This window comes from Pseudodesulfovibrio pelocollis (assembly GCF_030282845.1).
GTDB lineage: Bacteria > Desulfobacterota > Desulfovibrionia > Desulfovibrionales > Desulfovibrionaceae > Pseudodesulfovibrio > Pseudodesulfovibrio pelocollis.
The window spans coordinates 1-21,452 of the sequence record NZ_JASTWE010000025.1 but is presented as its reverse complement, the minus strand read 5'-3'; the positions used below and the strand labels follow the sequence as shown (position 1 = coordinate 21,452).

At 68.0% G+C, this 21,452-nt stretch carries 26 protein-coding genes; 25 read left to right on the top strand and 1 reads right to left on the bottom strand.

Annotated features, from left to right (window positions below; all coding sequences use genetic code 11):
- Window positions 1–303 precede the first annotated feature (303 nt).
- From QQS14_RS10005 to QQS14_RS09930, 16 genes are all read left to right on the top strand, one after another.
- Window positions 304–1,767, top strand: coding sequence for a hypothetical protein (locus QQS14_RS10005; protein WP_285906849.1), 1,464 nt, complete (start codon window positions 304–306; stop codon window positions 1,765–1,767).
- Window positions 1,764–2,621, top strand: a complete 858-nt coding sequence (locus QQS14_RS10000) for a hypothetical protein (RefSeq protein ID WP_285906848.1) — start codon at window positions 1,764–1,766, stop codon at window positions 2,619–2,621. The genes QQS14_RS10005 and QQS14_RS10000 overlap by 4 nt, the downstream gene beginning before the upstream one ends.
- Entirely contained in the window at window positions 2,618–4,510 is a 1,893-nt protein-coding gene (locus tag QQS14_RS09995; protein WP_285906847.1) for a terminase gpA endonuclease subunit, read from the top strand. Before QQS14_RS10000 ends, QQS14_RS09995 begins: the two co-directional genes overlap by 4 nt.
- Window positions 4,507–4,740 (top strand): hypothetical protein, encoded by a 234-nt coding sequence (locus QQS14_RS09990; protein WP_285906846.1) that lies wholly within the window; start codon window positions 4,507–4,509, stop codon window positions 4,738–4,740. Before QQS14_RS09995 ends, QQS14_RS09990 begins: the two co-directional genes overlap by 4 nt.
- Before the next feature lie 198 nt (window positions 4,741–4,938).
- On the top strand, window positions 4,939–5,148 hold the full coding sequence (locus QQS14_RS09985; RefSeq protein ID WP_285906845.1) for a hypothetical protein: 210 nt from the start codon (window positions 4,939–4,941) through the stop codon (window positions 5,146–5,148).
- Window positions 5,148–6,647 carry a phage portal protein gene (locus QQS14_RS09980; RefSeq protein ID WP_285906844.1) on the top strand — a complete coding sequence of 500 codons (1,500 nt, stop codon included), beginning with the start codon at window positions 5,148–5,150 and terminating at the stop codon, window positions 6,645–6,647. The genes QQS14_RS09985 and QQS14_RS09980 overlap by 1 nt, the downstream gene beginning before the upstream one ends.
- Window positions 6,637–7,992: a S49 family peptidase gene (locus QQS14_RS09975; RefSeq protein ID WP_285906843.1), complete on the top strand. Its 1,356-nt coding sequence runs from the start codon at window positions 6,637–6,639 to the stop codon at window positions 7,990–7,992. Before QQS14_RS09980 ends, QQS14_RS09975 begins: the two co-directional genes overlap by 11 nt.
- A 9-nt stretch (window positions 7,993–8,001) precedes the next feature.
- Window positions 8,002–8,391: a capsid cement protein gene (locus tag QQS14_RS09970; RefSeq protein WP_285906842.1), complete on the top strand. Its 390-nt coding sequence runs from the start codon at window positions 8,002–8,004 to the stop codon at window positions 8,389–8,391.
- A 14-nt stretch (window positions 8,392–8,405) separates the two neighbouring features.
- The gene (locus tag QQS14_RS09965) at window positions 8,406–9,404 is read left to right on the top strand and encodes a hypothetical protein (RefSeq protein ID WP_285906841.1); all 999 of its coding nucleotides are present in this window, start codon (window positions 8,406–8,408) and stop codon (window positions 9,402–9,404) included.
- Between the two features lie 89 nt (window positions 9,405–9,493).
- Window positions 9,494–9,811 carry a head-tail joining protein gene (locus QQS14_RS09960; protein ID WP_285906840.1) on the top strand — a complete coding sequence of 106 codons (318 nt, stop codon included), beginning with the start codon at window positions 9,494–9,496 and terminating at the stop codon, window positions 9,809–9,811.
- Window positions 9,811–10,437 (top strand): phage tail protein, encoded by a 627-nt coding sequence (locus QQS14_RS09955; protein ID WP_285906839.1) that lies wholly within the window; start codon window positions 9,811–9,813, stop codon window positions 10,435–10,437. The genes QQS14_RS09960 and QQS14_RS09955 overlap by 1 nt, the downstream gene beginning before the upstream one ends.
- Window positions 10,434–10,916, top strand: coding sequence for a hypothetical protein (locus tag QQS14_RS09950; RefSeq protein WP_285906838.1), 483 nt, complete (start codon window positions 10,434–10,436; stop codon window positions 10,914–10,916). Before QQS14_RS09955 ends, QQS14_RS09950 begins: the two co-directional genes overlap by 4 nt.
- Before the next feature lie 2 nt (window positions 10,917–10,918).
- Window positions 10,919–11,182 carry a hypothetical protein gene (locus QQS14_RS09945; RefSeq protein WP_285906837.1) on the top strand — a complete coding sequence of 88 codons (264 nt, stop codon included), beginning with the start codon at window positions 10,919–10,921 and terminating at the stop codon, window positions 11,180–11,182.
- A 3-nt stretch (window positions 11,183–11,185) separates the two neighbouring features.
- Window positions 11,186–12,418: a phage tail sheath family protein gene (locus QQS14_RS09940; RefSeq protein WP_285906836.1), complete on the top strand. Its 1,233-nt coding sequence runs from the start codon at window positions 11,186–11,188 to the stop codon at window positions 12,416–12,418.
- Window positions 12,418–12,939 (top strand): phage major tail tube protein, encoded by a 522-nt coding sequence (locus QQS14_RS09935; RefSeq protein ID WP_285906835.1) that lies wholly within the window; start codon window positions 12,418–12,420, stop codon window positions 12,937–12,939. The genes QQS14_RS09940 and QQS14_RS09935 overlap by 1 nt, the downstream gene beginning before the upstream one ends.
- Window positions 12,940–12,941: 2 nt before the next feature.
- Window positions 12,942–13,289: a phage tail assembly protein gene (locus QQS14_RS09930; RefSeq protein WP_285906834.1), complete on the top strand. Its 348-nt coding sequence runs from the start codon at window positions 12,942–12,944 to the stop codon at window positions 13,287–13,289.
- A 66-nt stretch (window positions 13,290–13,355) separates the two neighbouring features.
- Here the strand turns inward: QQS14_RS09930 and QQS14_RS09925 are convergent, their stop codons facing one another.
- Window positions 13,356–13,571, bottom strand: coding sequence for a hypothetical protein (locus QQS14_RS09925; protein ID WP_285906833.1), 216 nt, complete (start codon window positions 13,569–13,571; stop codon window positions 13,356–13,358).
- Here QQS14_RS09925 and QQS14_RS09920 point away from each other — a divergent pair.
- The 9 genes from QQS14_RS09920 to QQS14_RS09880 form a co-directional block, all read left to right on the top strand.
- Complete coding sequence (locus tag QQS14_RS09920; RefSeq protein ID WP_285906832.1) at window positions 13,570–15,825, top strand: phage tail tape measure protein; 2,256 nt, start codon at window positions 13,570–13,572, stop codon at window positions 15,823–15,825. The genes QQS14_RS09925 and QQS14_RS09920 overlap by 2 nt on opposite strands.
- Complete coding sequence (locus QQS14_RS09915; protein ID WP_285906831.1) at window positions 15,812–16,042, top strand: tail protein X; 231 nt, start codon at window positions 15,812–15,814, stop codon at window positions 16,040–16,042. The genes QQS14_RS09920 and QQS14_RS09915 overlap by 14 nt, the downstream gene beginning before the upstream one ends.
- Window positions 16,039–17,064 (top strand): phage late control D family protein, encoded by a 1,026-nt coding sequence (locus QQS14_RS09910; RefSeq protein WP_285906830.1) that lies wholly within the window; start codon window positions 16,039–16,041, stop codon window positions 17,062–17,064. The genes QQS14_RS09915 and QQS14_RS09910 overlap by 4 nt, the downstream gene beginning before the upstream one ends.
- Window positions 17,064–17,741: a phage baseplate assembly protein V gene (locus tag QQS14_RS09905; protein WP_285906829.1), complete on the top strand. Its 678-nt coding sequence runs from the start codon at window positions 17,064–17,066 to the stop codon at window positions 17,739–17,741. The genes QQS14_RS09910 and QQS14_RS09905 overlap by 1 nt, the downstream gene beginning before the upstream one ends.
- Window positions 17,738–18,721: a phage tail protein gene (locus QQS14_RS09900; RefSeq protein WP_285906828.1), complete on the top strand. Its 984-nt coding sequence runs from the start codon at window positions 17,738–17,740 to the stop codon at window positions 18,719–18,721. The genes QQS14_RS09905 and QQS14_RS09900 overlap by 4 nt, the downstream gene beginning before the upstream one ends.
- A 2-nt stretch (window positions 18,722–18,723) precedes the next feature.
- On the top strand, window positions 18,724–19,074 hold the full coding sequence (locus tag QQS14_RS09895) for a hypothetical protein (protein WP_285906827.1): 351 nt from the start codon (window positions 18,724–18,726) through the stop codon (window positions 19,072–19,074).
- Window positions 19,071–20,201, top strand: a complete 1,131-nt coding sequence (locus QQS14_RS09890) for a baseplate assembly protein (RefSeq protein WP_285906826.1) — start codon at window positions 19,071–19,073, stop codon at window positions 20,199–20,201. Before QQS14_RS09895 ends, QQS14_RS09890 begins: the two co-directional genes overlap by 4 nt.
- The gene (locus QQS14_RS09885; protein WP_285906825.1) at window positions 20,194–20,844 is read left to right on the top strand and encodes a phage tail protein I; all 651 of its coding nucleotides are present in this window, start codon (window positions 20,194–20,196) and stop codon (window positions 20,842–20,844) included. Before QQS14_RS09890 ends, QQS14_RS09885 begins: the two co-directional genes overlap by 8 nt.
- Window positions 20,841–21,452, top strand: a 612-nt coding sequence (locus tag QQS14_RS09880) for a phage tail-collar fiber domain-containing protein (protein ID WP_285906824.1), incomplete at its 3' end; no start/stop codon positions are given. The genes QQS14_RS09885 and QQS14_RS09880, both read left to right, overlap by 4 nt.

Below are 21,452 nucleotides of genomic sequence, written 5' to 3'. Positions count from 1 at the left end.
ATCAGGCTTTGTTTTCCATCTTACCCCTTCTTATACCTATTTCATTCAAAATGGAGAGAGAGAAAAAACAAGAAGAGGAAAGAGGAAAATTACATGGGGGGAGCACTTTGGCTGTTTTTTGTCTAAGGGTCTAAGGCTGTGGCTGAATCCTTTGGCTGGCGGGGTTTTGCAGGCTGTATCGTGGTCGAAGGCGACCACGAAGCCTTCGATGATTTCCGGCGGACCGAGCCGGGAAAGGCGCGCCTTCGCCCTTTGCCATTCTCGCAGGCGGCTTTTGTGCCTGGCGGCAGGAAGGGGGGCGGAATGAGCATCGCCGGGGATCGCCTGGGTGCCGAGGAGCGGCGCGTGATTGCCGAGGCGTTGTTGACCGAAGTCAGGGGCGGCCGGGCCGACGAGGTTGGTGCGCACTGTCCGTTTCACCGGGAGCAGACTCCGGGCGGAGCGTTTTTCTACAACTACGAGATCGATGCCGCGTACTGCCACAGCTGCGGCGCCAATTCCGATCTGGTGGGTATCTTCAACGCCGCGCACGGCCGGTCGGCTGCCGACCCTGACGGGTGCGCCGAGTTCGTCAAGACATACTGCCCCGAGGGTGGGGCGAGGCCGCTGCCGCGACCCGGTAGGCAACCGCGCGAAGCAAGGGGGTGGAAGCCTCGCGAGGAGGAGGCCCCTCCCGCGCTGTGGATGGAGAAGGCCGCAGCCTTTGTGGAGCACTCGGTGCAGCGCCTACAGGCGAGTCCCGAGCGTCTGGCTGAGCTGGCGGCATGGGGGATCAGTGTGGAGACTGCGCTCAGGTGCCGGTTCGGCTGGAACGACCGCGACAAGTGGCCGCCGTTCACGGCCTGGGGGCTGCCCCGAGAGGAGAACGCGCAGGGCAAGGAAAAGAAAGTGTGGCTGCCCGAGGGGCTGGTCATGCCAGCGGTCAGGGGCGGGCGGGTGCTCAAGCTCAAGATACGCCGTCCGAACCCGGTCACGCCGTGGGGAGAGATGCGCAAGTATTGGGAGGTCAAGGGCGGGGCCAATGGCTTGTTTCACGTCTACGGCAATCCGCTGAACCGGGTGTGGGTAGTGCTGGAAACCGAGCGCGACGCGGCCCTGGTCTGGCAGCATGTGCACGATCTGGGCATCGGGGCCATGGGCAACGGCGGGGCGTCCAAGCGGCCGGGTGGCCACGTGGCCGACATCCTGACCCGGGCCAGGGTGATCCTCAACGCCATGGACTTCGACAAGGCCGGGGCGACCAACAGCTACACCTTCTGGCAGGAGGAATACCCTGTCACGGTCCGTTGGCCCGCGCCGCCGTCCATGGGCAAGGATGTGGGTGAGGCGGCGCAGAACGGTCTGGACATCCGGCAGTGGGTGCTTGATGGCCTGCCCGGGTATGTCAGGCGTGATCTCGCCGCGACAGACGCCCGGGTCGATACCGCGCCGGTGGAGCCTGTGGAGGATCAGCCCGCTCCGCCGGAGTCCTACTTCGACGAGGTGCTGGACTGCCTGGAGAACCTGCCTCTGTGGCGGGCCGAACTGATGGCGTTCCGGGATCACCTCTCGGCCAACGGGCTGAAGGTGTACAAGTCCGCCGAGGGTCGGCTGTGGGTGGGGTGCGTGGACAGCGCGGGCTACGGCGACCCCAAGGTTGCGGAAGTGGTTTTCGAGACGCGGCAGCGCTTCCATGCGTGGCGGGTGCTGGATGAGTGGATTGGCGAAGGCTCTCTGGAGGACATGGTGTTCGGGTATTTCGGAGATCGGCTGGAGGTGCGCGGATGAGCGGGAAACAGAGAGCGACCGTGTGGTTCAAGACGCCGAGGCAGGTGCACCAATATCTGACCTGCCCGATTGGTGAGACCTATCTGTGGGGCGATGGCGAGTCGGCCACGAAGGAGGGCGGAACGGTCTACGAGGTCTCGGAAAAGACTGTCTACAACCATACGGACGACAAGGACGGCAACGAGAAGCTCAAGCGCAACCGCAAGCGGTGTTTTGCCCAGAGGACCGTGGACATCTACGCCAGGACGCACCTGGCAAAGGTGGTGGCCGATGGCGACCCGGCAGAGGCTGCGGACGAGACCGAGATGACCGGCAGTCAGGCCAGCGCCGCCCGGCGGGTGGAGGCGGACGCCAAGAACAAGGAGATCGAGGCCAAGCTCAAGGAACTGCGGTTCCAGCGGGAGCTGGGCAAGACCGTGTCCACGGCCAGCGTGGAGCGCGAGCTGGGCGAGCGGGCCCAGGGGATCAAGCTGCATTTGACCTCGTTCATGCGAGATTTCGCCCCGGAGCTGCTCTCGGCCATGGGTGGCGACCTGGAGACAGCGCGGGAGATGATCCGCATCGTGGGTGGAGACGAGGAGCGTGCGGAGCAGCTCTCGGCCTTTGTGTTTGGTAGGCGGCCGCTGATCATCGAGGCGTGGAAGCGGCGCATCACCGAGGCCATCAACACCTACGCCAGGGGCGAGTGGTTCACCGACGAGATGCGCGAGGCCTGGGAGCGGTACGCGGCCGCTGTCCGGGACGAGGCAGCCGAGGCCGCGCTGCGGTTCATCGCCCTGGTGGACGGCGACCCGGGCAGGCTCAAGGCCGCGACGGACAGTTTCGATGTTCGCAGCAGAGGGGGCGCGTCGTGAATCGCCCTCCCTTTGATCTCTACCCCGGCGAGCGGCAGGTGCTGGAATCCCGGCCCTGGATAGCGACTGCCGATTTCGCTGAGAGACATTTCCGGCTCGTCACCGGCCCATACAAGGGGCAGACCTATCGGCACGAGCGCAACCCCATCGCCCGCTGGGTCATGGACCTGTGGGACCGGCCCATGCTGCGGACGCTGTTCATCGTCGGCCCGTCGCAGGTCTCGGGCAAGACGACCCTGGCCTATTGCTGCATGGCGGCCGAGATGTACCGCGATCCCTGCTCGGTGGCCGTGGGCATGCCGGACAAGGATACCCGCAACCGCATCTTCGACGAGAAGATCGGGCCGCACTTCAAGCAGACGCGGCCGCTGCGGGAGATGCTCTCCGAGGACGCGCAGGCAGTGCAGAAGGGGTTGATCCTGACCAAGTTCGGCGCGGTCTACGGCATGCACGCCGGGTCCGACGCCTCGGCCTCGTCCATATCGCCGCGCGTAGTGCTGGTGGACGAGGAGGACGCCTACCTTGACCCCATGGCTGCGCGGCGGATGGTGGAACGCAACATGGGCTACGACGACGAGGCCAAGACCCTGCGCTACTCGAAGATCCGGGGCAACGAGCGCTCGTCGTCCATCTGGAAGGCCCTGCGCGAGGAGGCGCAGGTGATCTATCAGGTGCGGGCCTGTTGCCCCAACTGCGGCACGCTCCAGGTCATGGACCTCAAGCGCATCCGGGTGCCGGGCAGGATGCGCGACCCGAAGAAGATCAAGCAGCAAAAGGCGGCGTGGTACGAGTGCGAGCACTGCGGCATGCACTGGAACGACCACTACCGCAACCTGGCCGTGGCCCGGGGCGACCTGTGGGCCGAGCACGACCTGCCGGACGCCAATGCCGTGGCCGTGATCATGCCGTCTTGGGTGTTTGCCGGGATGAGCCTGTCAACGGTCATGGGCGACTGGTTCGCCGCCGTGGAGAAGGGCACGCCAAAGGCCATGGAGTGGTTTGACAATTCTCATGCCTCCAAGCCCTACAAGGTGGTGACGCTCAAGACGCCCGAGGACCAGGTGAAAGCCATGATCCGGCATGACCGCCCCGCCCGGGAGGTGCCTGCCGAGGCCGTGGCCCTGACCATGGGCATCGACTCGCAGAAGGCGAGCTTCTATTTCGTGGTCCGCGCTTGGGCCAAGTCCGGCGAGTCGTGGCAGGTGGACTATGGCGAGCTGGCGGGCAGGGCGGACGTGTTTGCCCAGCTCGACGCAGTCTATCCGGTGGCCGGGCGCGATGACGTGGTCATGCCCATCTGGCGCTCGTGCGTGGACATGGGCGGCACGCGCGACGAGAGCCGGGCCGAGGGGTGGTCGCGCTCCGAGGACGTGAAGCTCATGGTGCTGGAGTCCGACCGTGACGACTTCTTTGTCATCAAGGGTGCCAGCCGCAAGCAGGATGCGGTGGTGCGCCGATCCGAAACGGGCGTGCACAAGGACGTGCCACGGGAATATCAGGAGAACATCACCATCTACACCCTGGACACCCACGACCTCAAGGACCTGATCTTTCTGGTGCGCATGCAGCCGGACTCGATCCAGCCCATGTGGCTGCACCGGGAGGTGGGCGACGACTACCTGCGCCAGATGGCCAGCGAGGAGCGGGACATGGACAGGAACGGCAACCCGGTGTGGGTGCAGAGGAAGGCGGCCAACCACTACCTGGACTGCGAGGTCTATGCTGCGGCCGCAGCACACCCGGACTGGACACCGGCGCTGCAACTGCTGCCCGGACCGACGTACCGCAGGGTGGTCGACCCCTCGGCCGGGTTTGCCCACGATGTCCGGGGCGGGTCGCCGCTGGCCGGGCGGATCATCAATCCCCACTATACCGGAGGACGGCGATGAACAAGGCCGCGCAGGATCTGCCCAGGGAGATGCTCAGGGAGCTGGTGGAGGCGATACAGGACAGCGAGGGGGTCGATTACAGCCCGCGCATGGGCGGGGTGTGCCCGGTCTGCGGCGCGGCGCGCTGCCGGGTGACCAACACCGGGGCATGGACCGGGCAGGTGCGGATGCGCAATCATCGGTGCCGGATATGCGGGCTGCGCTTCAAGAGCGTCGAGGTGGATGGTTGATTGGCATGAGGGTTGCTATCTTAAGAAGAAGAATCCCCGGGCGGGCGGCACAGTGCCGCCCGCTTTTTTGTGGTCGCCGTGTAGCAAAACTCCACGGATAGCAATTAGCCTGATTTGGGGTCCATGCTACGGACGGCCTCTTGCGGGTGCGGTAAACGGGAGTTGTTTTTACCGCGAAACCCGATGGAGGCAGGCAGGATGAGCGAACAGGCTGTGCGACCGGAAGTCCCTGACGAGGCGCTTGGCAGCGCCATCGAGGCCGAGGAGTACGAGCACGACGGGCGGCGTGTGAAGCGCGACCCGGAGAAGCTGATGCGCGTGCGCGAGGGGCTGAACGCCGAGGCCAGGGTGGCCCGCAGCGGCAACGTGCTGGAACGTGCCGTGGTCGGCGCGGTGAGGCAGGGATAGTGGCCTCTCGCCATGCCGCATTTGCCAGGGTCTCGCGCGGGCGGCGCGTGCGCCGGGCCGGGGCCTCGCTTGAGGGCTCGCTCTCGACGTGGACCAACTCCATCGTCACCCAGCGCGAGGCCGAGCGGCAGCAGGAGCGTACGAGCGAGCGCGCTTTTGACCTCTACTACAACGACGCCATGGCCCACGGGGTGCTGGAGTCGCTGCTGGTGGAGGCGGTGGGCATCGGCCTGACCCCGCAGCCCTCGCCCAGGACCGAGTGGCTGGGCCGGGACGCGGCGTGGGAGGAGGAATTTCAGACCGCTGCCCTGCGGGTGTGGGAGCAGCAGGCCTTGGACTGCCGCCGCTTCTGCGACGCCACCCGGCGGCTCGACTACTACGGGCTGCAAGGGCTGGCCTACTTCAACTGGAAGCTGCTGGGCATCGGGGTGTTCCAGGTGATGGCCAAGCGGCGGCCACTGGCCCCGCTCTCCACCTGCCTGCTGCCCATCGATCCTTTTCGGCTGGTCACGCCGAGCGACGCGACAAGCGTCGAGATATACGACGGGGTGGAGGTGGACCGGGACGGCGAGCCGGTGCGTGTCTGGATACGCCAGCCGGGCGTGACCATGCTGCGGCCGCCAAAGAGCCAGTGCGCCGCCTTTGACGTGTGGGACAAGGAGACAGGGCTGCCCCGCATGCTCCTGGTGACCGACGTGCGCAATGTCGGGGAGTACCGGCAGGATTCCATCCTGGGGCCCATGATCTCGGAGATCAAGCACTCCAACGACCTGGCCGAGGCGGCCGTGGTCGGGGCCATGATCCGCAACCTCTACACCATGTTTGTCAACGACTACGGCCAGGGCGCGGTCTCGCGCGATACCCCCTGGCACCAGCGGGTGGTGGAGACGAACAAGGGCACCATCCTGCTCGGCTCGGGCAAGGAGAAGCCGACCTTCTTCCAGCATGAGGCCGCGCCCTCGCGCTACACCGAGATGTTCTCGGCCATCATCGACCGCATCGGCATGGCCACCGGGCGCGGGGCCGAGAACGTGGTGCGCAAGTTTCAGGCCAGCTACTCCGCCTCCAAGGCGTCCATGGAGAAGGCGGACCAGTTCAACGATTTTGAGCACCGCACCCTCAACCTGCAGTGGAACCAGCCGTTCTGGTCCTGGATTCTCTTCGAGGCCGCCCTGCGCGGCCGCCTGCCTGTCCGGGCGGATGAGTTCCTGGCCAATCTCTACGAGTACACCCACTGCGAGCACCTGCCCCAGCCGTTTCGCCAGATCGACCGCGAGAAGGCGGCCAAGGCAGATGTGATGGAGCTGGGCTCGCACGTGACCAGCTACCGGACCATCTACGGCCGCAAGGGCAGCGACTGGCGAGGCGAACTGACCCAGATCGCCAAGGAGAAGCGGTTCATCCGGGAGATCGAGGCGCAGTACGGCGTGACCATGGGCGCGTCGGCCATTCCCGAATCGGCCTGGGAGGAAAACAAGGAGAATGAGGATGAGACATAGCCGGGCCGCTGCGGCCCTGATGGGCGAGACCTGGGCCCTGGAGCCCGGGAAGATGGAACAGGTGGCCGAGTTTGCCCAGGCCCTGATCGAGGGGCGGGCCACGCGGGGCGAGGTGTTCGCCAGCCTGGCCGGAGAGGGCGGCGGCGAGAGCCGACCCTATACCCTGACCGAGGAGGGGGTGGCGGTGATTCCCGTGTCCGGCGTCATTGCCCGGCGGCTCAATCTCTTCTCGGCCATTTCCGGGGGATGCTCCACCGAACTGCTCGGCAGGCAGGTGCGCAAGGCTGCCGCCGATCCGGCCGCGCGGGCCATTGTGCTGGACATCGACTCGCCGGGCGGCGGGGTGTTTGGCCTGTCCGACCTGACGGAGACCATCCGCGCGGCCGGGCAGATCAAGCCGGTGGTGGCCTTCAGCGCCGAGCTGATGTGCTCGGCGGCCTACTGGATCGGGTCTGCCGCCAACGAGATGATGTGCACCCTGGACGCCCAGGTGGGCAGCATCGGCGTGGCAGCCATGCATTTCGACTACTCCCGGCGCGACGAGGCGCAGGGCGTGCGGCGGACCGTGCTTTTCGCCGGTGAGTACAAGCGCATCGCCAGCGACGAGAAACCGCTCAGCGACGAAGGGCGCGACTATCTGCAGGCGCGGGTGGACCACTACTACGCGCTGTTTGTCGAGGCCGTGGCCGTGAACCGGGGCATGTCCGTGGAGGATGTCCTGGCACAACTGGCCGATGGCGCAACCCATATCGGAAACGAGGCTGCCGTGCGCGGCTTTGTCAATAGCGTCGGCAACATGGAGTCCGCAGTGGCGCGGGCTCTGGAACTGGCCGACGCCAGAAACAACATGCAAACCCAGGAGGCAGACATGCCCGGAACCACCCCCAAAGGTGCCGGAGCCGACAGCGGTGGCTCCGGTCTCATGGACCTCTCGGCGATGACCGCCGAGCAGCTGACCCAGGCCAATCCCGATCTGGCTGCGGAACTGTACGCACACGGCGTCAACGCCGAGCGGCAGCGCGTGGTCGATCTGATGGCCGCCGGGGCCGACCCGGAAGCGACCGCCAGTGCGGTCAGGGACGGCATAGCGCCCGCTGATTTCTACCGGCAGGCGCTCGCGGCCGAGCGGACCGGCAGGGCCGAAAAACTCAAGGCCTTTGAGGAGCGCCTGGGCGAGAGCGCTGGGCAGGACGGCCAGGCCGTGAGCGCTGTGGCCGGTGACGACTTCGACGCCCTGGTCAAGGCCCACATGGAAGAGGCCGAGTGCTCCAAGGGCAAGGCCATCCTGGCCGTGGCCCGCAAGAACCCCGAACTCCACGCGGCCTGGCTGGCCGGGCAGAAGTAGGAGGAAGCCATGAGCTACAACGATTACGGCATCGGCACCCACGGGTGCGGGCAGGATGTGGCCGTTGGCCGCCGGGTGGCGCTCAATGCGAGCGGGCAGCTGGTCTACGCGACGGCGACCAGCCTTGGCATCGGCGTGGCCCGACTCGATCAGGTGGAAGGCGAAGACGTGGGCGTGGCCTACTTCAACAAGCCCGGCACCCACCTCATGGTGGCGGCCGGAGCCTTTGTGGTGGGCGCGGACGTGTTTGCTGCCGCGTTCGGCAAGGTCCGGGCCCTGCCCACGGCGGCCGGGGACTACGTCAAGGTCGGCGTGGCCCTGGAGGCCGCTGCCGATGACGGCGATCTCGTCGAAGTCCTGGCCGTGGAGAGCGGCAAGGTCATCACTGTCAGCAGCTAACCAAGGAGAGAACCATGATTCCCGCAACCCCCGGAACCGCCGGACGCCTGCGCCCGGACCTGTCCGTGCTCGTGCACGAGACCATGACTGGCGCGGCCGCCTTCGGCTTCATCGCCTCCAGGGTGGCACCCTACTTTCCCGTGAGTGCCCAGGCCGCCGATTTCCCGGTGCTGCCCGCCAAGTACGCCTTCAACGCCGAGGAAGTGCACCGCGCGCCCGGCGCTGCCTACAAGCGCAGCGGCGGCCAGTTCGAGGCCGGACACTACTCTTGCCGCGAGCGCGGTCACGAGCATCCGCTCGATGCCCGTTTTCGGGCCATCTACTCGTCCATCATCGACATGGAGGCTGCCGGTCTCAACCAGTGCACCAACATCGTGCTGCGCGCCTACGAGATCGAGACCGCCGCAAAGCTCCAGAAGCCGGGCAACTTCCTGACCGGCGCGGCCTCGGCCAAGTGGTCGCTGCCCGATGACGCCGACCCCAAGGCGGACATCAAGGCGGCCCGCGAGATAGGGCGCAGGAAGGGTGTTTTCTACAACACCTTGATCATCGCCTGGCCCACCTACAACAACCTGTGCGCCTGCAAGAAGGTGCAGGATGCGGTGTACGCCATCTTCCCGGACGCCAGGAAGACCGGCACCATCGACATCTCCCACCTGGAAACCTACCTCGAAATCAGGATCGAGCTGGCCGGGGCCCTGGTCAACGGCAGCAACCGTGCCAAGAACCCGGCCCTGGAGGACATCTGGAGCGACGCGGTGGCCACCCTGGCCTGCGTGGCTGCCGAGGGGTCGGATATCGTCGAGCCGTCCATCGCCCGGACCTTCAAGTGGAACGAGGGCTCAAGCGAGGAGTACGTGGTGGAGGACTACTGGGACGAAACGGTGCGCGCCACGATCCTGCGCGTGCGTCACGACATCGATGTGCGCCTGCTCAAGAGCTACGACGACGACGGCAACGTGCTCTCGGACATCTCCAAAAACTGCGGCTACGTGTTTACCGGCATCAAGTAGCGTCTTCCCCGCACCTCCCCTGAACAAGGGCGGCCCGGCTTCACCGTCTTGGCCGGGCCGCCCGAAGGGGACGGGGACTGGAGGCACACATGACCCTGCACCACACCATTGACCGGGACGTTTTGTCCGATCTCTTCTTCCGCGACTTCGGCCGGGCCGTGGTCATCGACGGCGTGACCCTGTGCGTGGTGGAGCGGGAGGAGGGCGCAGGGCTGGACGGCGACGGCCGGGGCGGCGGCCGTGAAGGGGTCGAGATACGGGTGTGGACGCTTTTCTGGCGCGAGGCGGATCTGCCCGCGCCCAAGGTGCGGCAGCGGATGACGGTGGACGGCCAGGAGCGCGAGGTGGCGCGGGTGGAAAGCTCGCGCGGCATCCTTGAGGTCCAGATGTGGCGGGAGGTCTGCTGATGGCCCTGCTGATCAGGCTCGACATGGACAATGCCAGCGCCGTGGTGGAGGAGATGCTCGACGCGCTCTCCTCTGTGGAGCAGGGGGCGCAGAAGGCGGCAAGCCGGGCCATCAACAAGACGCTGAAGAACGCGGCCCGGCTCACGGCCCGGATGGTGGCCGGGGAATTTCGCGTGACCCAGTCCGAGGTGCTGGCCCAGGTGGACGTGCGCAAGGCCACCTATGCCCGGCCTGATGGGGAGCTGGTTTTTTCCGGGCGCGGCTCGCTGCCCCTTGTCCGCTATGTGGTCGGCTCCACCGAGCCGGTGCCGACCATGCCCGGATACTACAGGACGCCCAAGGCGCAACGCCACCGGGGCGTCAAGGTCCGGGTCAAGAAGACGGGCCGGGCGAGCGTGCTCACAAGCGCCTTTCTGGCCAGGATGGATTCCGGGCATGTGGGCGTGTTTGAGCGGGTGGACGAGGGGTGGGACTCGAAGATCCGGGAGCTGTACTCCATATCCTACCTGACCTGGCTGCAAAACGACCTGGTGGCCGACGAGCTGGAGGAGCGGGTGGCCGAGCGGTTTGCGCACCACATGGAGCATGAGGCCCGCTTCGTGCTCCAGCAGGCGGGGCTGCGATGACCGCCCTGCTGATCCAGGACGCAATCATCGCCTTCCTGCGGGCGAACCTCGCCGGGCTGACCCTTGAGCGACCGGGTCGCACACCCGGGCCGCCCGGCATATTTCGCGGCGCGCTGCCGCCCGCCGAGCGCGACGAGCAGGCGTTTCCCTTTGTCATCGTGCGCTGGCTCGAAGGCGAGGACAGCGAGACCGGGGACAGCCTGGAAACCTTTGCCCTGGTTATCGGGGTGTATGGCGTGGAGGACGGCGGAAATGACGGCGAGCACGCTGCGGCCGTGGCCGAGCAGTGGACCCTGGTGGCCGCGACCCGGCTGCGCAGGCTGCTGACCGAAACCCGGGTGCTGGACGGCAGATACGAGCTGCAATGGCCGCTGCGCTCCATGAAACCCGCGCCGGAGAAACAGCAGAACCGGTTTCATCTGGCGACCATAACAACCACGTGGAGCGCACCGGCTCCCGCACAAACCCTGGAGGCGTGAGAATGGCTGACAAGAAACCCGACACCGGCCCGGTCATGTACATCGGCCCCACCAAGATGGGGGCCTTGCATGTGGCGCACGGCGCGGTCTTCACGGCCGGAGTGCTGCCCGAGCATCTGGCCCGGGCCGTCAGGAACAAGGGCAACGAGGCGCTGAGGGCGCTGTTCGTGCCGGTGTCCGAGGCGGGCAGGGCGCGGGCCGCCCTGCGCGACGCAACCAGCGACATGGCCACCGCCTACAGGGCCGTGGCCGCCATGGAGGGATAACCCATGACCTACTATCATCGAGTCAAGGCGTCCGAGGTGCCCACCCGGATACTGCCGCCCAGGCGGATCAGCGCGGGCATTCCCGTGGTGGTGGGCACCGCGCCCGTGGAGGGCCTGACCGACAAGCCGGTCAACGAGGTGCGGGTGATCCACACCTATGACGAGTTCGTGATCGCTTTCGGCTGGTCCGACGACTGGGCGAAATACACCCTGTGCGAGTTCGCCTATTCGCATTTCGCCCTGTTCGGCATGGCCCCGGTGGTGTTCATCAACGTCTACGACCCGGCCGTGCACAAGGCCGGGGAGGCGAGCGACCCGGGGGCGGTGACGGCCGCCGACATCATCGGCGGCATCGACGCCGGGACCGGAGCCAGGACCGGCCTTGAGCTGGTGGCCGAGGTGTTTCCCCGCTACCGGCTGGTGCCCGGGCAGATCGTGGCCCCGGGCTGGTCGGACGATCCGGCCGTGTCCGTGGTCATGGAGGCCAAGGCCGAGAACATCAACGGCCTGTTCAGCGCCATGGCGGTCATCGACATCCCGGACGCGACCGTGACCAGGTACACCGACGTGCCGGGCTACAAGGAGACCAACAACCTGACCGGCGCGCGCATGATCGCGGGCTGGGGCAAGACGGTCCTGGGGGACATGGTCTTCCACGCCTCCACCCAGATCGCCGGGCGCATCTGCCTGACCGACGTTGATCACGACGACGTGCCCTATGTCTCGCCCTCCAACAAGCGACTCAAGGTGACCGGGGCCAGGGTCAACGGCCTGGCTCTCCACCTGGGGCTGACCGAGGCCGAGTATCTCAACGGCCAGGGCGTGGTCGTGCCCTTCAACTTTGACGGCGGCTGGAAGCTCTTTGGCAACCGCACCGCCGCCTATCCCTCGGTGACCGATCCCAAGGACGCCTTCATTCCCATCCGGCGCTTCTTCAACTGGCACGCCAACACCTTCATTCTGACCTACTGGCAGCTGCTCGATGCGCCGCTCAGCCGCCGCCAGATCGAGACCATCGTGGACTCCGAGCAGATCCGGCTGAGCGGCTTTGCCCGGCGCGAATACATCCTGGGCGGGCGCATCGCCTTTTTGGCGGACGAGAACCCGGTGACCGACCTGATGGACGGCATCAGCCGGTTCCACACCTACATGACCCCGCCCTCGCCCAACCGGGTCATCGAGAACATTCTTGAGTACGACGCCAGCTATGTCAGCGCGTTGTTCGGAGGTGAGTGATGAGCAACATTCCCGAGAAACTGGTGGCGTTCGAGGCGTATCTGTCCGGGGAAACCCTGTTGGGCGTGGTGGACGCCGAGATCACGGACATCACGTTCCTGTCCGAGGAGCTGCGCGGCGCAGGCATTGCCGGGGCCATCAAGTCCATCACCCTGGGGCATGTGGAGCCCATGGAGGCCAAGATCAAGTTCCGGGTCAAGACCAGCCAGAGCTACAAGCTGCTGGCTCCGGCGGCGCACATGCTGGAGCTGCGCGCCTCCAAGCAGTCGCGCACCGTGGGCGGCGCGCTGGTGACCAGCCCGGAGCGGGTGGTGCTGCAGGGCACGCCCGCAGGCATTCCCGGCGGCAAGTACGAGGCGGGCAAGGCCATGGACAACGAGTTCACCTTTTCCGTGACCTACCTGAAGATGGTGGAGAACGGGGTGGACATGCTGGAGATCGACCAGCTCGGCTACAAGTTCGTGGTCGATGGTGTGGACTATCTGGCCGGGGTCCGGGCCGACCTGGGCAGGGAGGGATGACCATGATCACCGAGAAGCAGATCCCGCTGTGCCACGCCTATGAACTGGGCGGCAGGACGGTGACGGAACTGACCATGCGCAAGTCCACGGTCCAGGACCGGCTGGACGCGGCCCGGACCGCACCGGACGGCGCGACCCAGGCGGAGATGGAACTGGCCCTCTTTGCCCTGCTGTGCGGCCTGCCCGCACAGGACATGGAGCAACTCTACGACGAGGACTACGAGCAGATCCAGGAGACGTATCTTTTTTTGAAACGCCAGCGCCCGGACCGGACAGGGGCGACAGGCAAGTGGGGCGCTGGGCCGGACGAGACCGCTGGCAAGGAGCCGGTGAAGAGCGAAAACGGTTGATGCAGGGAGTGCTCTGCCTGGCCAGGGCGGCTGGCGGGTGGAGCCGGGAATCGATTCTGGCGATGTTTATGGACGAGTTCCTGGGCTGGCTTGACGCGATTCCCGAACCCCCTGAACCACCGCGCTGACCGCCTCGACCACGGGGATGGCCAGCAGGCCGCCCGCAGCGGCCAGGAGCACGAACCCGCCGACCAAGGCCTCGGCCGGGTAGGCACCGAGATCGAGGCCCGACAGGGCCCAGGTCGCGAACGCGAAAGAGAGCAGGAGCCGAAGGATACGCATGTCTGCAAAAACCGTTGCCTTTTCGTTTGCCATCGGGGCCGCGCTTGGCCCCAGCTTCACCTCGACAGTAAGTCAGGGCAAGGCAGGGGTCAAGCAACTGGGCCAGTCCATAGCCGAGATCAAGGGCGACGCGGTCTACAAGGCCGGTGCGGCCTTTTACCGGCTGCGCGATCAGGTGCGTACCTCGCGCGCCGAATTGGGCAAGGCCGAGGCCGATCTGGCCGGGCTGCGCCAGGAGGCTGCGGCCGCTGGCGGGGCCAGCGAGCTGATGGGTCGGCGCATCGCCCAGGCCGAGGCCAGGGTCAAGCAGATGCGCACGGCCTCTGACCGGGCCGCGTCGTCGTTTCTGGACCAGCGGGCGCGGATGCGCTCCATGGGCCAGAGCCTGGGCGAGGTGAGCGCCGGATACCGCAAGGCGAGCGCCGAGGTGGACAAGCTGACCAAGGCCCAGGAGCGGCAGGCGCGTGCGGCCAAGCAACAGCAGGACCTGCTGTCGTCGCGAGGCGAGTACCGCTCGCGGATGACGGACGTGGCGGCCATGGGCGCGGTGGCCCTCTCGCCGGTGGTGGCTTCGGCCCGGGCCGGGCGCTCGGCCACCCGGCTGGGCACGGTGCTCAATGCGGAAGACAGGGCCGAGGCGTCGCGGCTGGGCAGGGAGGCGGCCCAGGACGCGGCCAGGACCGGGCTGGCCTCGCTGCAGGAGGCGTTCGACATCCAGTACGCCCTGAACAGCGCGGGGCTGGACGCCGGGCTGGCCCGGGCCGCCACCTCGGTAGTGGCCAAGGTGTCCACGGTCACGGCCGGTTCCCACGAGCGGGTGGGCGAGGTCATCGCCACCACCTACAACAACCTGGGCAGCGCCCTGGAGGGCACGGCAGCGGAGAAGATCGACCGCATCGGCGACCTGCTGACCAAGGCGCAGCTCAAGTTCCAGATCCGAGATTTCGGCCAGCTTGGCGAGTCCATGACCGAGGGCGCGGCCGGGCTGGCCAACTACAACGTCAACCTGGAGCAGGGCGTGACCCTGCTCGGCCAGCTGAACACGGCCGGGCTCCAGGGCAGCCGGGCCGGGACCGCGCTCAACGCGGTGCTGCGCCAGCTGCCCAAGGCGGCGGCCAAGTGGAACATCGAGATGGTGCGCGACGCGCGCGGCCAGCTGGACATGATCGCCACCCTCAAGCAGCTGGGCGCGGCTCTGGACGGGCTGGACACGGACGCGCGGGCCGTGGCCCTGCAGGAGGTGTTTGGCGACGAGGGGGCCAAGGGCGTGGTGCCCCTGCTGAACAAGCTCGGGGAACTGGACGCGGCCCTGGCCGACGTGGCCGAAAGCTCGCGCGGCATCGTGGACAGGGAAGTGCTCGCCTTTCAGGAGGACTCCATGGGCCAGTGGAACCGGATGACCAACACGGCGGTGGTGCTGGGCGATGCCCTGGGCAAGACCCTGCTGCCGGGCGTGAACATGGTCCTCTCGGTCATCGGCGGCGGGCTGGGGCTGGTGGCCGGGCTGGCCTCGGAACACGAGACCCTGACCAGCGTCATCGGCGGGGTGGTGGTGGGATTCCTGGCCATGCGCATGGCGACCCTGGCCTATGGGTATGTGTCCACCTTTGTCGTCGGCGGGGTGCGCGACCTGCGCCGGGCGGTGCTGTGGCTGACCACGGCCAGCGTCCGCGCCCGGGTGGCCACCGTGGCCCTGGCCGTGGCCCAGCGGGCCTGGGCCATTGGCTCGGCCATCGTCACCGGGGCTGCGGCGGCCATGACCACGGGCCTGAATATCCTGCGCTTTGCGGTGATGACCAATCCCATCGGGCTGGTCATCACCGGCATTGCCCTGGCCGCCGGGCTGCTCATGACCAGGTGGGAGCCTGCGCGCAAGTTTTTCGTCGGCCTCTGGGACACGGTGGCCGGGGCCATCGGCCGGGCCTGGGACGCGCTCAAGGGGGTTGCCGGGTGGGTGACCTCTGTGCCGGTCATCGGCGACCTGTTGACCCTGGGCGGCAAGGCCGTGTCCTTGCTCTTCGGCGGGGAGGCCGGGCCGGTAATGCAACCCGCTGCCGAGCCCCGGGGCGGAGGGGCGCAGAGTGCGATCCCGTCCGGGTCTGGCGGGGGCGGCGGGCTGACCCTGAACTTTCCCATCCACCTGGGCGACCTGCCGCCCGAGCGGGCCGGGAGCCTTGGGCAGAAGGTGGAGCAGGCGGTGCGGCGCGTGCTGCCGCAGATCATCGAGGAGGAGAAGCGCCTTGCCTACAACTGACGCCTACATCACCAGCCAGGGGGAGACGCCCGACCGCATAGCCCTGAACCTGTGGGGGGACGAGACGCTGTTTCACCATCTGGTGGCGGCCAATCCTGACATCCGGGGGCTGGCCTCGCTGCCCGGCGGGCTGGCCCTGGCCGTGCCCGACCTGCCCGAGAACGCCACCGAGATCGCGCCGCCCTGGAAGAAGGATGCGGCCGGGAGGCGGGCATGACCGCCACGCGCCGGGCCGCCGTCCGGGTGGAGTACGAGGGCGTGGACATCAGCGCCACGGTCTCGCCCTATGTGGTTTCGGCCTCGTTCACGGACAACGCATCGGGCAAGGCCGACGACTTCACCCTGGCCCTGGAGGACCGTGACGGGTTGTGGCAGGGGGGCTGGCATCCGGGCAAGGGGGCCACGCTCACGGCCTGGATCGTCTGCCGCGACTGGGATGAGCCGGGGCAGACCCTGGCCCTGGCCTGCGGCACCTTTGAGCTGGACCGCATCGACTTGGCCGTGGGCCGGGGCGGGGACCGGGTGACGCTCAAGGGGGTCTCGGCCAAGGTGCGCAACTCCCTGCGCGGCGAGAAGAAGCACCGGGCCTGGGAGAACGCCACCCTGCGCCGCATCCTGCGGGACATCGCCGAAGCGGCCGGGATGGAGGCTGTCTTTGACGCGGCGGACATCGTGCTGGGCCGAGTGGACCAGCGGGGCGAGGGAGACCTCGCCTTTCTCAAGCGGCTGGCCGACCAGTACGGGCTCAACTTCAAGGCGGCCGAGGACGCCCTGGTGGTCTACGACGCGGCCGACTACGACGCCCGGCCCGCGTCCATGACCCTGACGCGCGGCTCGGCGGCCATCGTTTCGGTGCGCCTTGGCGACGCCATGCACGACGTCTACCGGGCCTGCACCGTGACCTATCACGACGCCCTGGCCGACGAGGACCGGGAGTACACCTACACCCCGGACAACGCGCCGGTCACGGGCCAGACGCTGCGGATCAACGAGCGCGTGGAATCGCAGGCCGCGGCCATGCCCCGGGCCGCAAGCGAGCTGCGCCGCAGGAACGCGGGCGAATGCACCGGCACCCTGACCCTGATGGGCGAGCCGCGCCTGCGCGGTGGTAGCGTGGTGGCCCTGGCCGGGTTCGGCGGTTTTGACGGCACGTATTTCGTGGAGTCCGCCACCCATGCGGTGGACAAGGACTCCGGCTACACCACGGATCTGAATGTCCGCAGGACACTGGGGTACTGATGCTGCAGGAGATGATGACCCGCATCGACCGTCTGGAGGAGGCCCTGGCGCGCACGGTGCGCGTGGGCCATGTGGTGGGCGTGGACGAGGGGCGCGGCACGGTGCGCGTGCGGTTCGGCGATGCGGACGGGCTGGTCTCCCACGACCTGCCCGTGCTGGTGGCCAAGAGCCATGCGGACAAGTGCCTGCACATGCCCGACCTGGGCGAGCACGTGGTCTGCGTGTTTCTGCCAAGCGGCCAGGAGGCCGGGTTTGTGCTGGGCGCGTTCTACTCCGGGGGCGACGCGGTGCCGGTGGCCAGCCGCGATACGCGCCGGGTGCATTTCGCGGACGGGTCGTGGTTCGAGTACGACCGGGCGGCCCATGTGCTGCGCGGCCATGTGGTGAACGGCGACACCGAGCTGGTGGTGGACAACGCGGCCACGCTCACGGCCGGGGTGTCTGCGGCGGTGAAGGCCCCGACCATATACCTGATGGGCAACGTGTCACAGACCGGGCGCGACGGCGGGCGCGGGGCCGAGATCAAGGACGCGGACACCACCCACACCGGCAGCTACCGGCTGGTGGGTGTGCTGGACGTGGACCAGCTGGTGGTGCGCCAGGACGCCGGGGTGGGCGGGAGCCTGACCACGGCGGGCAACTCCCATGCCGGGACGCGCAGCGGGGGGAGCATATGACCCTGGCTGCCATGCGCACCGAACTGCTGGACAGGCTGTTTGCCACCGGGGCGGCCTGGACCCGGCCTGTGACCGAAGTGGCCGGGGAGGTGGCGGCGGCCATGCCGGGCGGGGTTTCAGTCCCGGCCTCGGACCTGGCTGCGTATGCGCGCTTTGCCAGCCAGGTGGCGCGGGAATTTCAGGCCGTGTCCGGCGACCTGCTGGAAGCGGGCGGGGCGCTGGGCGCGCCCACTGGCTATGTGCGCGAGGCGGTCGGCGGGCTGCTGCGCGGGCGGTATCTGGCCGGGGCAACGGACTGGCGGCTGTGGACTGATGGCCGACTGCGCGGCGAGCTGGCGGCCGGGTTTGGCGCGGCCTGGCGGGACGGCCGGGACGCGGCAGCGGCCGCTGCCGCCATGCTCGACATTTTGGCCGACCATGGCGACCGGGCCGAAACGGCCGTGGGGCTGCCCCAGGTATCGCTGCCCTCGGCCCTGGGCCTGGACAGGCTGGCCGCCCCGGCCTCGGACATCGGGAGCTTCGGGCCGGTGGGCTTTGCGGTCAGCGCCCGGGAGATATTCACCGTCCGCGAGATGGGGCGTAAGCGCGAGGCCGGGTTTGCCGAGCATCCGGTGGTCAACGGTGCGACCCGGCTCCAGTTCACGGGCATCGGGCTGTGGGAGATTTCCCTTGGGATCACCCTGTCGCGGGCATGGACCGACCCGGAGACGCGCATAGCCCGGCTGGAGGCGCTGCAGGAAGCTGGCGAACACCATCCGCTGGTGATCGGGGGCCGTGTGCTGGGCCGCTTCGTGCTCGCCAGCCTGGCCGAGAGCACCACGGTCTTTGCCCGGGGCGGCGGGATCGAGACCGCGACCCTGGACCTGAACTTGCGCGAATACGCGGACGACGGCTCGGGCGTGGTCCGGGTCACCCGGGTGCGCGCGGCCACGGCCGCGCCGGTGCGGCAGATGTCTGTCAGCAATTATGGAGGGAGGTAGCGGTGTTTGTCGTCGATGCCAGTGTGCCGGAGCGTGTCGAGATCGGGGCAACCGGGGTCCGCTCCGTATTGCAGCAGGTGCGCATGGTCCTGACCACGGTGCGCGGCAGCGTGCCGCTGGACCGGACCTTTGGCCTGTCCCTGACCTTTCTGGATCGGCCGCTGCCCCATGCCATGGCCGAGTACACCGGCGAGGTGGTGGCCCAGGTGCAGGCCCAGGTGCCCGGGGTGCGCGTTGAGCGCGTGGAATTTGTCCCGGACCGGGACGGGGCCGTGGACGGGCGGCTGTATCCCGTCGTCACCGTCAGCATTGAAGGCGTGGAGCCTTCAGCATCGAGGAGGGAGACGAGATGAGCGTGGACCTGTCGAGCCTGCCCGGGATCAGCTTTGTGGAGACCGACCCGGCCCGCATCGAGGCCGAGGGCATGGCGCTCTATGAGGCCGTCACCGGCCGGACCCTGTCGCCGGGCGACCCGGAGCGGCTGTTTGTGGAGGCGCTGCTGTACCGGCTCTCCCTGGCCCACCAGGAGATAGAGCACGCGGCGCGGATGAATTTGGTTTCCTTTGCCCGGGGCGGGCATCTGGATCACCTGGGGGCTCCGGTGGATTGCGTGCGCCTGCCCGCCTCGGCGGCCCGGACCACGGTGCGCTTCACCCTGGAGGGAGCGCTTGGTTTCGCGGCGACCATCCCGGCCGGGACGCGGCTGACTCCGGGCGGCCCGCTGCTGTTTGCCACGGACGAGACCCTGACCATCGCGCCCGGGCAGACCGAGGGGCTGGTGGGGGCCACCTGCCTGACCGCCGGGGCGGCGGGCAACGGGTTTCTGCCCGGGCAGATCGCCAAGCTGGTGGACCCCCAGGCCTATGTGGCCGGGGCGGTCAACACGACCCTGTCGGCAGGGGGCGCGGACCTGGAGGGGGACGAGCGCTACCGGGTGCGGATCATGGACGCGCCGCGCGCCTTTTCCGTGGCCGGACCGGCCTCGGCCTACATCTGGTGGGGCAGGACCGCCCACCAGGACATCGCGGACATTTCCTTTCGCTCGCCCAGCCCCGGGCAGGTGGAGCTGCGGCCGCTCATGACCGGGGGCGCACTGCCCGACCAGGAGATACTGGACGCGGTGCTGGCCATCTGCGGGGCGGACACCATCCGGGCGGACACGGATCATGTCTCGGTGCTGGCCCCGGAGCCGGTGCCGTATCAGGTGGCGGCCAGCTACTGGATTTCGGCCAGGGACGCGGCCGTGTCTGACCGGATTCAGGACGCGGCCCGGGCCGCCTTTGACGGGTGGCTGGTCTGGCAGCGCTCCCGGCTGGGTCGGGACATCGACCCGTCTGAGCTGGTGCACCGGCTCAAAAGCGCGGGGGTCAGGCGCGTGGCCGTGACCCTGCCCGGGTTCACTCCCATCGAGCGGCACCAGGTGGCCGTGGAGGACGCGGGGCATTGTGCACTGATCTACGGGGGGTTGGAGGATGAGTAGGCGCGTGGTGGACCTGCTGCCCTCGTCCCTTGCCGGGGACGCGGCCATGCTGGCGGCGGCCGAGATGCTGGACGCCGAGTTCGCCCGGGTGGACGCGCTCATGCCCCTGGTCGCGCCCTGGCAGGCTCTTGAACGGCTGACCGAGCCGATGCTCTCCGCCCTGGCCGCCGAGTGTGCGGTGGACGTGTGGGAGCCGCAATGGAGCGACGGGCGCAAACGGACGGTGCTGGCCAGCGCCCTGTCCGTGCACCGGCGCAAGGGCACGGCCCGGGCCGTGGTGGACGGGCTGACGGCCATGGGCTTTCGCGCCCGGCACGTGAACTGGCCCGAGTACGACGGCACGCCCTACACCTTTCGGCTGGAGGTGGACGTGCTCGACCAGGGGGCGGATGCTGCCGCCTATGGGCAGATACTGCGCTCCATCGACGAGACCAAGGCCGGGCGGTCGCACCTGGACCGGCTGGACGTGTACCTGTCGGGCCAGGGCCGGGTGGCGGCCCCGGTGGCCGCCCAGGTGGGCGTGAGCCTCGACGTGTACCCCTGGATTCCCGAGGATCAGAACATTGCGGGCGGCCTGCGCAGCGGAGCGGGCCTGGCAGTCTACACCATCATCGACATCGAACCACAAGGAGCGGGCGCATGAGCACCTATTTTTGTCTGTTAACCGAAAGCGGCCGGGCGGCCGTGGCCAATGCCGTAGCCCTGAACCAGGCCGTGGCCCTGGCCCAGATGGCCGTGGGCGACGGCGGGGGCACGTTGATCGCGCCCCAGGCATCCATGACCGGGCTGGTGGGCGAGGTGTACCGGGCCCCGGTGAACACCGTGTTCGTCAACCCGGATGACCCGGGCCACGTCATTGCCGAACTGGTCATCCCCAACAATCAGGGCGGGTGGACCGTGCGCGAGGTGGGGCTCATGGATGCGGACGGCAACCTCTTTGCCGTGGGCAGCGTGCCCGCCTCGGTCAAGCCCGCCACGGGCGAGGGGGCCGGGGCCGAGATGACGGTGCGCATGCACCTGGTCATGAGCACGGCCGAGGCCGGGACCATCCAGATCAAGGTGGACCCCACCGTGGTTCTGGCCACCCGGCAATATGTGGTCCAGTCCATCGCCGACCACGCGGCGGCCGGGGACGCCCACCCGGACAAGGCGGACGTGGACCACACCCACGGGATGGCCGACGTGTCCGGCCTGGGCGCGGCCTTGGCGAGCAAGGCGGAGGTGGTCCACACCCACCTCACGACGCACGTG